Source organism: Chelatococcus sp. KU-N122, from assembly GCF_055391085.1.
The window spans coordinates 2,049,687-2,062,102 of the sequence record NZ_AP043981.1; the positions used below are offsets into that span (position 1 = coordinate 2,049,687).

At 69.9% G+C, this 12,416-nt stretch carries 10 protein-coding genes; 2 read left to right on the top strand and 8 right to left on the bottom strand.

Features of this window, described 5'->3' with window-relative positions:
• Positions 1–13: 13 nt before the first annotated feature.
• The 8 genes from nirD to ACZ5PO_RS09160 form a co-directional block, all read right to left on the bottom strand.
• Complete coding sequence (gene nirD, locus ACZ5PO_RS09125; protein ID WP_464192499.1) at positions 14–358, bottom strand: nitrite reductase small subunit NirD; 345 nt, start codon at positions 356–358, stop codon at positions 14–16.
• Complete coding sequence (gene nirB / locus ACZ5PO_RS09130) at positions 355–2,808, bottom strand: nitrite reductase large subunit NirB (protein ID WP_464192501.1); 2,454 nt, start codon at positions 2,806–2,808, stop codon at positions 355–357. Before nirB ends, nirD begins: the two co-directional genes overlap by 4 nt.
• Positions 2,809–2,813: 5 nt before the next feature.
• Positions 2,814–3,239 carry a globin family protein gene (locus ACZ5PO_RS09135; RefSeq protein ID WP_464192503.1) on the bottom strand — a complete coding sequence of 142 codons (426 nt, stop codon included), beginning with the start codon at positions 3,237–3,239 and terminating at the stop codon, positions 2,814–2,816.
• Positions 3,240–3,250: 11 nt separating this feature from the next.
• Positions 3,251–5,002, bottom strand: a complete 1,752-nt coding sequence (locus ACZ5PO_RS09140) for an ABC transporter ATP-binding protein (protein WP_464192505.1) — start codon at positions 5,000–5,002, stop codon at positions 3,251–3,253.
• A gap of 10 nt (positions 5,003–5,012) precedes the next feature.
• The gene (locus tag ACZ5PO_RS09145; RefSeq protein ID WP_464192508.1) at positions 5,013–6,092 is read right to left on the bottom strand and encodes an ABC transporter permease; all 1,080 of its coding nucleotides are present in this window, start codon (positions 6,090–6,092) and stop codon (positions 5,013–5,015) included.
• Positions 6,093–6,225: 133 nt separating this feature from the next.
• Positions 6,226–7,629 carry a CmpA/NrtA family ABC transporter substrate-binding protein gene (locus ACZ5PO_RS09150; protein WP_464192510.1) on the bottom strand — a complete coding sequence of 468 codons (1,404 nt, stop codon included), beginning with the start codon at positions 7,627–7,629 and terminating at the stop codon, positions 6,226–6,228.
• A gap of 482 nt (positions 7,630–8,111) precedes the next feature.
• Positions 8,112–9,350: a CmpA/NrtA family ABC transporter substrate-binding protein gene (locus tag ACZ5PO_RS09155; RefSeq protein ID WP_464192513.1), complete on the bottom strand. Its 1,239-nt coding sequence runs from the start codon at positions 9,348–9,350 to the stop codon at positions 8,112–8,114.
• Entirely contained in the window at positions 9,347–9,961 is a 615-nt protein-coding gene (locus ACZ5PO_RS09160; RefSeq protein ID WP_464192515.1) for an ANTAR domain-containing response regulator, read from the bottom strand. The genes ACZ5PO_RS09155 and ACZ5PO_RS09160 overlap by 4 nt, the downstream gene beginning before the upstream one ends.
• 167 nt (positions 9,962–10,128) lie before the next feature.
• Here ACZ5PO_RS09160 and ACZ5PO_RS09165 point away from each other — a divergent pair, with 167 nt between their 5' ends.
• The gene (locus ACZ5PO_RS09165; RefSeq protein ID WP_464192517.1) at positions 10,129–10,620 is read left to right on the top strand and encodes an ester cyclase; all 492 of its coding nucleotides are present in this window, start codon (positions 10,129–10,131) and stop codon (positions 10,618–10,620) included.
• A 259-nt stretch (positions 10,621–10,879) separates the two neighbouring features.
• Positions 10,880–12,412: an AMP-binding protein gene (locus tag ACZ5PO_RS09170; protein WP_464192520.1), complete on the top strand. Its 1,533-nt coding sequence runs from the start codon at positions 10,880–10,882 to the stop codon at positions 12,410–12,412.
• Positions 12,413–12,416: the final 4 nt, after the last annotated feature.

Consider the following 12,416-nt stretch of genomic DNA (forward strand, 5'->3'; position numbering starts at 1 on the left):
CGGCTGTGCGACGTCAGGCGGCGCGGGCGCCGGCCCGCAGCGCCGCGGCGGCGAGCAGCACCCGCCCCGCCTCAACCTTCACCGCGACCGTCGCGGTGCAGCCGTGGTCGGCGCCCTGGGCCGCGCCATCGGCCAGGCCGATGACCCAGTTGTGCAGCGGGCAGGTCACCGCATGGCCGTGCACGATGCCCTGCGACAGCGGCCCGCCCTTGTGCGGGCAGCGGTCGAACAGGGCGAACACGGTGCCGTCGGCGGCCTTGAACACGGCGATGTCGCCGGCCGGTGCCCGCACCACGCGCGAGCCGAGCGGCGGCACGTCGGCCTCGGCACCCACGTCGATCCAGCTGGCCTCGCTCATTCCGCCGCCTCCTTGAAGCTGAAGTCCGCCAGCGGCGCGAACTCGTGCGCGTCGACGCCCTTGAAGGCGCGCTCGGCCCAGGGGTCGACCTGCGCGGTCTTCTGCGAGTCCATGAAGCGCTCGTAGAGGGCCTGGCGCTTCACCAGGTCGTCGACGACGTTGGCGCGGATCGAGTCGAGGCCGACGCGGTCGGCCCATTTGTAGATCCGCTCCAGGTAGTGCCCCTGCTCGCGGTAGAGCTGGGTGAGCGCCACGATGATCGCGATGGCCTCCTCTTCCTCGCTGGCCTTGCACAGCACCTGGGTGCCGCGGATGTCGAGGCCGGCGGCGCCGGCGAAATGGATCTCGTAGCCGCTGTCGACGCAGATCACGCCGATGTCCTTGCAGGTCGCCTCGGCGCAGTTGCGCGGGCAGCCGGACACGCCGAGCTTCACTTTGGCTGGCGTCCACGAGCCCCACATGCGCTTCTCGATCTTGATGCCGAGGCCGGTGGAATCCTGCGTGCCGAAGCGGCACCAGTCCTTGCCCACGCAGGTCTTCACCGTGCGCAGGCCCTTGGCGTAGGCGGCGCCCGAGACCATGCCGGCCCGGCCGAGGTCGGCCCACACCGCCGGCAGGTCCTCCTTGCGCACGCCGAGCAGGTCGATGCGCTGGCCGCCGGTGACCTTGACGGTCGGGATCTTGAACTTGTCGGCCACGTCGGCGATGGCGCGCAGCTCGGCCGGCGTGGTCACGCCGCCCCACATGCGCGGCACCACCGAATAGGTGCCGTCCTTCTGGATGTTGGCGTGGACGCGCTCGTTGATGTAGCGCGAGCGGCTGTCGTCCTGGTATTCGCCGGGCCACTCGCACACGAGGTAGTAGTTGAGCGCCGGCCGGCACTTGGCGCAGCCGTTGGGGGTCGTCCAGCCGAGCTCCTGCATCACCGCCGGCACCGACTTGAGGCGGTGGGCGCGGATCAGCTTGCGCACGTCGGCGTGGCCGAGCTCGGTGCAGCTGCACATGCTGGGCGCCGCGGCGGCCTTGAAGCCGTCGCCGAGGGTCAGCGTCATCAGCTGCTCGACCAGGCCGGTGCAGGTGCCGCACGAGGCGGACGCCTTGGTATGGGCGCGGACGTCGGCCAGCGAGGTCAGGCCCTTGTCGGCGATGGCCTTGGTGATGGTGCCCTTGCAGACGCCGTTGCAGCCGCAGATCTCCGCATCATCCGCTAAGGCTGCAACGGCCGCCGTAGGGTCGAGGGGGGACCCTCCCTGGTAGGCCTGGCCGAAGATCAGCGTGTCGCGCATCTCGGAGATGTCGACCGCCTTCTTCTTGAGGTCGCTGAACCAGGTGGCGTCCGCCGTCTCGCCGAACAGCACGGTGCCGATGATGCGGTTGTCCTGGAGGATCACCCGCTTGTAGACGCCGGCCCGGGCGTCGCGCAGCACGATGTCCTCGCGGTCGTCGCCGTCGGCGAAGTCGCCGAGCGAGAACAGGTCGATGCCGGTGACCTTGAGCTTGGTCGGCGTGTCGCTGTGCACGAAGCCGGCCGTGTCGTCGCCGGCGAGCCGCGCGGCGGCCACCCGCGCCATCTCGTAGAGCGGCGCCACGAGGCCGTAGACCTGGCCGCCGACCTCGGCGCATTCGCCCAGCGACAGGATGTCCTCGTCGGAGGTGCGCATGCCGTCGTCGACCAGGATGCCGCGCTTGACGGCGAGCCCCGCCTCCTTGGCGAGGCTGGCGTTGGGCCGGATGCCGACGGCCATGACCACCAGCGTCGCCGGCAGGATGGTGCCGTCGGCGAGCTCGACCCCCTCGACCTTGCGGTCGCCGAGGATCGCCTTGGTGTTGGCGCCGGTGATGACGCGGATGCCGCGCTCCTCCACCGCCTTCTGCAAGAGGTAGCCGGCGGCGGGATCGAGCTGCCGCTCCATCAGCGTCGGCATGAGGTGGATGACGGTCACCTCCATGCCGCGCGCCTGCAAGCCTGCCGCCGCCTCCAGGCCGAGCAGGCCGCCGCCGATCACCACGGCCTTCTGCCGCGACTGGGCGGCGAGCAGCATGGCGTTGACGTCGTCGAGGTCGCGGTAGGAGAGCACGCCCGGCAGGTCGTGGCCCGGCACCGGGATGATGAAGGGCACCGAGCCGGTGGCGATCACCAGCTTGTCGTAGCCGACCGTCTCGCCGTGCTCCGAGGTCACCGTCCTGGCGGCGCGGTCGAGCGCCACGACCTTGTGGCCCTTGTAGAGGGTGATGCCGTGCTTGATGTACCAGCCGTCGCCGTGGATGACGATCTGCTCGAAGTCCTTTTCGCCGGAGAGCACGGGCGACAGCATGATGCGGTCGTAGTTCACCCGCGGCTCGGCGTTGAAGATGGTCACCTCGTAGCGGCCGGGCGCCTTCTCCAGGAGGTGCTCCAGCATGCGCCCGGGGGCCATGCCGTTGCCGACGATGACAAGTCTTTCGGGCATGGCGATCACTCCGCTGCCTGGACGTCGGGATAGGCCGCCGCGATCATGGCGCCGGAGAGCGCCGTGTAGGCGCCGGTCCAGGCATGGCGCGTCTCCGGCGTGAAGGCGTCGCCCAGGCCCTGCTCCAGGGTCCACAGCAGCGCCTCGCCGACCGGCGTGTAATGCTCGGGCCGAACGCCGTAGGCGACGTGGCGGACGGCGAGCGTCCGGGCTGCCGGCAGGATCTGCTCGAGGTTGCCCAGGCCCTTCACGACGACGCCCAGCGTCGCCATCAGCTTGCGGCCCTGCTCCGCCATGTCGCCCTTGAACAGGGGCTTCACCTCCGGCGCGATCTCGAACAGCCGGCCGTAGAACAGGCCGGCCGCCGCATCGGCGATGGGCGCCACTCGGGCGAAGGAGGATTGGACGCGGTCGATCTCTTCCGGTGACATGGCAGATGCTCCTATTCCGCCGCCCATTGCGGAGCCGTCTCGGCCGTCCGGCCGGTGCGCCGGGCGCGCTTCGCCCGGATCGCGTCCAGCCGTTCGGCAGCAGGATTCGCGCCACCCTCGTAGGCCTCGAGGAACTCGAGCAGCTCTTCCCGGTAGGCGTAGTAGTCGGGGTGCTCGATCAGCTCCTGGCGCGAGCGCGGGCGCGGCAGGTCGACCTCCATGATGTTGCCGATGCGGGCGTTGGGGCCGTTCGACATCATCACCACCCGGTCGGCGAGCAGGATCGCCTCGTCCACGTCATGGGTGACGCAGACGGCGGTGACGCGGGTGCGCCGCCAGACGTCCATGAGCACGTCCTGCAATTCCCACCGCGTCAGACTGTCGAGCATGCCGAACGGCTCGTCGAGCAGCAGCAGCTTGGGCGAGAGCGCGAAGGCGCGGGCGATGCCGACGCGCTGCTTCATGCCGTTGGAGAGCTCCGCCGCCGGCCGGTGCATGGCGTCCGCGAGGCCGACCCGGGCCAGGTAGTATTCGACGATCTCGCGCCGCTCGGCGGCCGTCGCGTGCGGGTAGACCCGGTCGACGCCGAGCGCGACGTTCTCGCGCGCCGTCAGCCACGGCATCAGCGACGGCGCCTGGAAGACGACGGCCCGGTCGGGCCCGGCGCCCGCGACCTCGCGGCCGTCGAGCACGATGCCGCCGCCGGAGATGTCGTTGAGGCCGGCGACCATCGACAGCACCGTCGACTTGCCGCAGCCGGAGTGGCCGATGAGCGAGACGAACTCGCCCTTCTTCATGATCAGCGAGAAGTCCTCGACGACGGTCAGCGGCCCCTTCGGCGTCGGGTAGACCTTGCGCAGCGCGAAGAACTCCAGGTAGCGGTCGAGGAAGGCGGAGCGGCCGGCCTCGCGCACCACGTCCGGCACCGGCTCCAGCTGCGTCACCGGCTTGACGTCGGGAAGCCGGCGCTCTTCGCCGCTGCTGCCGCGGTCGGCGCCGAGGGCCATGAGGGTGCTGGTGATGTCGGCGCGCAGGCGCTTGAAGGCCGGATCGTGATTGAGCGCCGCGCGCTCGCGCGGGCGCGGGATGGTCACCGCGAAGGAGGGGCCGAGGGCAGCACCCGGTCCGGGCTTCAGCGGGATGATGCGGTCGGCGAGCAGGATCGCCTCGTCGACGTCGTTGGTGACCAGCACGATGGTCTTGCCGGCCTTGGCGCTGATCGCCGCGAACTCGTCCTGCAGCTTGGCGCGGGTCAGCGCATCGAGCGCCGACAGGGGCTCGTCCATCAGCAGGATATCCGGCTCGCAGGCGAGCGCCCGGGCCACCGCGACGCGCTGGCGCATGCCGCCGGAGAGCTCTGCCGGCTTGCGGTCGGCGGCGTGGGAGAGGCCGACCATGTCGATGTATTTGGCGACGCGGGCCCGCCGCTCGGCCTTGCTCAACGCCGGGGCCGTCGCCTCCACGGCGAGCTCGATATTGCCGCGCACGGTGAGCCACGGCATCAGCGAGTAGGACTGGAACACCACGCCGCGGTCGGGCCCTGGCCCGGTGATGGGCTTGCCGCGGACCAGGATGGTGCCGGCGTCGGGCTCGGTCAGGCCCGCCATCAGCGACACCAGGGTGGTCTTGCCCGAGCCGGAGAAGCCGACGATGGCGATGAACTCGCCCTCCTCGACCTCGAGGTCGATGCCGCGGAGCACGTCGGTGGCACCGGCGCCTTCGCCGTAGCCCTTGCCTACCCCGTTGAGAGCCAGGATCGCCATCGGAGCCTCCTCAGCGCCGCGCCGAGGCGGCGAACGCCTGCTGCAAGGCGAACATGATGCGGTCGAGCAGGAAGCCGATGAGGCCGATGGTGATGACGGCGACGATGATCTTGGCCAGCGACTGCGAGGAGCCGTTCTGGAACTCGTCCCAGACGAACTTCCCCAGGCCCGGGTTCTGCGCCAGCATCTCGGCGGCGATCAGCACCATCCAGCCGACGCCCAGCGACAGCCGGAGCCCGGTGAAGATGAGCGGCATGGCCGACGGCAGCACCAGCTTGCGCACGGTGGTGGCGGTCGTGAGCTGCAGCACGCGGCCGACGTTGACGAGGTCCTTGTCAATGGACGCGACGCCAAGGGCCGTGTTGATCAAGGTCGGCCACAGCGAGCAGAGCGTCACGGTGATGGCCGAGATCACCAGCGACTTCGGCAGCGCCTCCGACGGGTCGACGTAGAGCGCCGACACCACCATGGTGACGATCGGCAGCCAGGCGAGCGGCGACACCGGCTTGAAGATCTGGATCAGCGGGTTCAGGGCGCCGTTCACGGTGCGCGACAGCCCGCACATGATGCCGGCCGGCACGGCGATCAGCGTGGCGATGAGGAAGCCGAGCGCCACCGTCTTCAGGCTGGTGACGATCTGGTCGATGTAGGTGGGCTTGCCGGTGTAGGCGCGCAGCTTCACCTTGTCGCCCTGGCCCGCCGCCGTGAGCTCGGCGTTGCGGGCCTGCTGGCGCTCATAGAAGGCCCGCTCCTTGGCGCGCTCCGCCGTGTGGTCGGCGTAGAGCGCCGTCGCCTGCGTCCACACCTGCGCCGGGCCGGGGATGGCCCCGAGCGAGGTGACGACGCGCGGCGCCAGCGCCGCCCAGGCGGCGAGGAAGACGGCGATGCCGATGAGCGGCACGACGAAGCCGGCGACGAAATCCTTGAGGTTGGCCTTCGACCAGTCGCCGAGCGCGGCGCGCGCGATGTTGACCAGGAAGCCGAGGCCGAGCAGCGCGAGGTGGGGCTTCACCCGGTCGAGCCGGCGGAAGGCGCCGTCGCGCCAGTCCGCACGGGACGCAACGGGGATCATGTCGGTGGCGGCGGTCATGGGGCGGTCCTGACGGAGGTTGACGGGAGCGGCCGACGCATTGTGGTGCCGGCTAACGGTCCAGCTGCGCACCTCGCCCCGCTTGCGGGGAGAGGTCGGCTTGCGGCTTGGTCGTGAGCACTCATGAGCCGCCCTAGTTGCCGACCACGTCGGCGCCCTCGACCGTCTGCTTGCCCTTGAGGCCGATGGGCAGGCTGTCGAGGTAGGCGTTGGGCTTGCGGCCGTCGTAGGTGACGCCGTCGATGAACTCGGCGGTGGGCGCCCGGTAGCCGTCGGAGGACCAGGGGAAATCGGCCTCCTTGGCCTTGCCGTCCTCGACCACCAGGCGCGCCGCCTTGAGGTAGAGATCGGGGCGGTAGACGCTCTTGGCCGTCTCCGCGTACCAGGCGTCGTCCTTGCTCTCGGGGATCTGCCCCCAGCGGCGCATCTGGGTGAGATACCAGACGGCGTCCGAATAGAACGGGTAGGTCGCATTGTAACGGAAGAAGACGTTGAAGTCGGGCACCGGGCGCTTGTCGCCCTTCTCGTATTCGAAGGTGCCGGTCATGGAATTGGCGATGACGGCGGCGTCGGCGCCGACGTATTCGGGTCGCGACAGGATGGCGACTGCTTCGGCGCGGTGGGCGCCACCGTCGGCGTCGAGCCATTCGGCTGCGCGGATCAGCGCCTTGACCAGGGCGAGCGTGGTGTTCGGGTTCTTCTCGGCGAATTCGGCGGTGATGCCGAAGACTTTCTCCGGATTGTTCTTCCAGATCTCGTAATCGGTGACGACGGGTACGCCGACGCCCTTGAACACCGCCTGTTGGTTCCACGGCTCGCCGACGCAATAGCCGTTGATGGTGCCGGCCTCGAGCGTCGACGGCATCTGCGGCGGCGGCGTCACCGAGAGCTGCACGTCGGCCTTGATGGTGCCGGTGGTGTCGCTCTTCGAGTAGTAGCCGGGGTTCAGGCCACCGGCGGCGAGCCAGTAGCGCAGCTCGTAATTGTGCGTCGAGACCGGGAAGACCATGCCCATCTTGAAGGCCTTGCCGTCGGCCTTCCAGCGCTCGACGACGGGCTTCAGGGCGGTGGCCTGGATCGGGTGCGCGGGCTTGCCGTCGGGGCCGGTGGGGATGTTGGGCTTCATCTCGCTCCACACCTCGTTGGAGACGGTGATGCCGTTGCCGTTCAGGTCCATCGAGAAGGGCGTGACGACGCGCGCTTTGGTGCCGTAGCCGATGGTCGCGGCCAGCGGCTGGCCCGCCAGCATGTGGGCGCCGTCGAGCTCGCCGGTGATGACGCGGTCGAGCAGCACCTTCCAGTTGGCCTGCGGCTCCAGGGTGACGTAGAGGCCCTCGTCCTCGAAGAAGCCCTTCTCCTTGGCGATGGCCAGCGGCGCCATGTCGGTGAGCTTGATGAAGCCGAGCTTCAGCTCGTCCTTTTCCACTGCGAGCGGCTTGGCGATGGCGCCCGGCCCGGCCAGCGTGGCGATCGCCGTTGCTGCGGCCATGGTGATCGCCCGCGTCAACGCCGCCGGTGGCAAGTGCTTGAACGTCATGCGCGATCCTCTCGCCGATGAGGCCGCCGCGGTGGCGGGCCGATGCTGCGGGGTCGAGCATTCCGCAATCGGATGAGGTCATCCGATTGTATAGAAATGCTCCAACTCTTTGATTCTGGAGCGCTTCTCTGCGATCGGGTGGTTCCACCCAATCGCGAAGCGCTCTAGCGAACGACAAAAAGCGCTGCGCGATGGCTGTGATCCGGCACGTGCCGCGAAGACATCCATCGGCAACGCTGCCGTTCGCCCTTCAATGGGCCAGAAATGTACTTGGAATTACTCGGCCATCGTTGGCCGACGCTGTCACGCCGGAGGAGATGAAGCGCTGTCGCTCGATCTCAGAACTCCAACTGACGTCTACTTTGATACCGCTCTAAGGGGCGTCGTCGCAAGATTATGTTATCGGCAGCATCTGCCTTTTTGCGGTGCAACACGCGCATTCATGCAGCAGTGCAGGCATGTCGGGCGCGCGGCCTCGATGCTCAGGCGCCGGCGCCGCGCTCGGCGGCAAACCCGGCGAGGTAATCCTCCATGCGGTCCGGATCGAAGATGCGGCCGTCGAAGAAGCCGTCCGGGCCGAGCACCAGCCGGCCGCCGCTGGAGGCGACCGGCGTCGGTGCCGTCAGCGCGCCCTCCACCTTGGCGTTGGCGGAGGGCAGGTCGGCGTCCGTGTCCTTGAGCGCCGCGCGGTAGAGGTCGGGCCGGTAGGCGCGCCGGGCGGCGAGAGCCGCCTCGGGCCGGTAGTCGGCGTGGCCCCAGCGCACCATCTGGCTGTAGAACCACAGCGCGTGGCTGGCCCACGGGAACGTGGCGGCTGCGCCGCCGAAGGTCAGCCCGTCGCCGCGCGGCGCCTGCGGCGCGATGTCGGCGACGACCAGTCGCCCGGCGAGCGACGCCTCGAGCACCTCTGCCGGCTTGTCGAGCAGGTCCGGGCCGGCGAGCAGGCGCGCCAGCTCGGCCCGGTTCTGCGGCGCGCCGCACCAGAGCGAGGCGCGGTAGAGAGCGCGCAGCAGCGCCGCCAGGGTCTCGCCATGGGCCTCCGCCCAATCGGTGCGCAGGCCCAGCACCTTCTCGGGCCCCGAGCGCCAGATGGCGGCGCCGGTGACGGCGATGACGCCGACGCCCGCCTCCACGGCGAGCGAGTTCCAGGGCTCGCCGACGCACACACCGTCCACCACCCCCTCGCGCAGGGCGTCGACGACGAACGGCGGCGGCACCACGACGATGCGGACGTCGCGATCGGGATCGATGCCGCAGGCGGCGAGCCAGTAGCGCAGCTCGTAATTGTGCGCCGAGAATGGAAAGACGACGGCCAGTGTGAGCTGCGGCTGGCCGGCCGCCGCCCGCGCCGCGATGACCTGCGCCAGCGCCGTGCCCACCGCGGCCGGCACGCCGTCGCTGCCCGCCCCGGCCTCTGCCAAGGCCTGCCACAGCGGCCGCGACACCGTCACCGCGTTGCCCCCCAGGCCGAAGGCGAAGGGCGCGATCATCGGCGCGGCCAGCGGCAGCAGGCCGAGGGCCGCGGCTACCGGGATCGGCGCCAGCATGTGCGCCACGTCGAAATGGCCGATGGCGACCCGGTCGCGGATGTTGGCCCAGCTGGTCTCGCGGGCGAGATCGAGGGTCAGGCCCTCCGCCGCGGCGAAGCCCAGGCGGGCTGCGACGACCAGGGGGGCGGCGTCGAGCAGCGGGATGAAGCCGGCTCGCACGGTTTCGGTCATGGCTCGCCCCCGTCGAGCAGGCTCGCGGCGGTGACCAGGCTGCGGGCCACCTCCACCAGCTTGCGGCTCTGGTTCATGGCCGTCTTGCGCAGCAGCGCGTAAGCCTCGTCCTCGCCGATGCCGCGGTTCTTCATCAGGATGCCCTTGGCGCGGTCGATGACCTTGCGCTCGGCGAGCTCGGTCTTGGCCGCCTCCAGCTCGCCCCGGAGGCGGGCGAAGGCGTTGAAGCGGCTGATGGCCATGTCGACGATCGGCTTCACCCGCTCGCGCTTGAGGCCGTCGACGATGTAGGCGGAGACGCCGGCGTCCACCGCCGCCTCGATCATGGCCCGGTCGGAGCGGTCGACGAACATGGCGACGGGCCGCGCCACCACCCGCGACACCTGGAACATCTGCTCCAGCACGTCGCGGCTGGGGTCCTCCAGGTCGATGATCACCACGTCCGGATCGATGGCGACGAGCTGGCGCAGCAGGTTGGTCGTGCCGGAGAGCACGCTCACGCGCTCGATCCCGGCCATGTGCAGGCCCTCCTCGAGGATCGTCGCCCGCACGAGGTTGTCGTCGACGATGGCGACGGTGAGGCTGCTCTCGGATGGATCTGGCCGGGTCATCGGTGTGCAGGTGCGTGGCGCCGACTCGGTTCTACGCCGATCGGCGCGCGCAGGGCCAGCCTCCTGCGGGTCACGAGCAGCGTGATTCCCGGCGTCGGCCGTCGCTTGACTAAAAATCTAATTATTTTTAGTTTCTATATAGATTTAGATTTTAGGGAGATATGCTCATGCATGGGCGTGTTGCAGAGCCGGATCCGGCTCCGCTGGACCGGACCTTCGCCGTGCAGTGGTACGCCGACGGATGGATCGACTGCTGGAACAGCAACCGGCCGGAGCGGGTGCGGGACATCCTCACCGAGGATTTCGTGCTCGACAGCCCCACCACCCGCCACACGGGCTGGAAGGTGCAGGGCCACGAGGCGACGATCGGCTACATCCGCTACGTGCTGGGCGCGTACCCGGACCTCCAGTGGGAGGTGACGGCGCCGCCGATGTTCGCCGACCACGAGGCCCGCGCGGCTTTCACCTGGCGCGGCACCGGCCATTTCACGGGCCGCATCGACCCGCCGGGGATCGAGGGGACAGGCAAGGCCTTCGACTTCTCCGGCCACGAGGTCTTCGACTTCCGCGGTGACCGCGCCTGCCGGCTCTACGCCACCTACGACCTGCTCGGCCTGATGAAGCAGATCGGGCTCTACCGGGGCGCGACGGCGCGGTAGCGGGATCGTGCAGCGGCTTCGAAGAGGCACCGACAGAGCCGCCGCGCAGCCTCGCCCCGCCTGCGGGGAGGGCGGGGTGAGTGGGCTACCCGCGCGGCGTGACCGGCCTTGAGTCGTCTCCTGGGCGCCCCCTCACCCGCCTTGCGCTGCCGCGCAAGGCGACCTCTCCCCGCAAGCGGGGCGAGGTGCGCGGTTGCACCGTCAGCGGCGTCTGCTGCACCGGCGCAAAAAACAACAAGTCCACGGAGGAGGGGAAGCCATGGAGAGCTTGCGTGCGCTGTTGACCGCCGGGGTCCAGGCGGCGCCGGACAAGGTCGTGCTCGATGCCGACGGTGTGACCGTCACATGGTCCAACCTGCACGAGCAGGCCTGCCGGGTTGCCGGGTCGCTGGTGCGGGACGGGGTCAAGCCGCAGGATTGCGTCATCTACTTCGGCAAGAACGACCTGCGATATTTCGAGATCCTCTTCGGCTGCGCGCTTGCCGGCGCCATCCTGACGCCGATCAACTGGCGGCTCGCGCCGGACGAGCTCGCGGCGGTCGTCGAGGATGCGCAGGCTGCGGCCGCCTTTGTCGACCCGACGGTGGCCCCGTCGCTCAAGGCTGCGCCGAACACCGTCGTCGCGCTTGCAGCCCATCCCGGCTGGGCGACGTATGCAGACTGGTGCGGGCCGCCCGAGGATCCCGGCGTGCCGGCCGAGCCGGGCCACATCGCCTTCCAGCTCTACACCAGCGGCACGACGGGCCGGCCCAAGGGCGCGATGTTCGCCAATGGCACCAACCTGCGCGTGCTGCTCACCGACATTTCCGCCGCCTGGGGATTTACGTCCGACGACGTGAGCCTGGTGGCGCTGCCGCTGTTCCACATGGGCGGCCTGGCGTGGGCGCTGGCCAGCCTCGCGCGCGGCGCGCGCTGCGTCCTCGTGCGCGACTTCGAACCGGCCAAGGTGCTGGACATGCTGCAGCGGGCGCGCGTGACGACCGCCTTCTTCGTGCCGGTGATGCTGTCGGCGGTATGCGGCGTCCCCGGCGTCGCCGAGCGTCGGCTCGACCTGCGCCGGGTGTTCTATTCGGGGGCACCGATCAGCCCGACGGCGCTCACCGCGGCGATGGCGGCGCTGCGCTTCGACTTCGTGCAGATCTACGGTCTGACGGAAGCCACGGGCGCGTTCGCCCAATTGCCGGCGCACGAGCATGATCCCGGCGGGCCGCTGGCGCACCTCCTGCTGTCCGCCGGCCGGCCCTATCCGTGGGTCGCGGTGCGGGTGGTCTCGCCCACCACGGGCGGCGACGTGCCACGCGGCGAGGTCGGCGAGATCTGGACGCGCTCGGAGCAGAACCTGGTCGGCTACTGGAACGATGCCGAGCAGACGGCGCGGGCGCTGACCCCCGACGGCTGGCTGAGGACCGGCGATCTCGGCCGGCTCGACGCGGACGGCCGCATCTTCCTGGTCGACCGCGCCAAGGACCTGGTGATCTCCGGCGGCGAGAACGTCTATCCGGTCGAGGTCGAGACCGTGCTGGCCGGCCATCCCGACCTGGCCGAGGTGGCGGTGATCGGCGTGCCCCATGCGCGCTGGGGCGAGACCGTCAAGGCGATCGTCGTGGCCAAGGCGGGCGCCGCCGTGAGCCCGGACGAGGTCATCGCCTTTGCCCGCCGGCGGCTCGCCGGGTTCAAGTGCCCGACCAGCGTCGACGTCGTTGCGGCGTTGCCACGCACCGCCACCGGCAAGGTGCTCAAGCACGTTCTGCGCGAGCCCTACTGGCAGGGCTACGCGCGGCGGATTAATTAGCCAG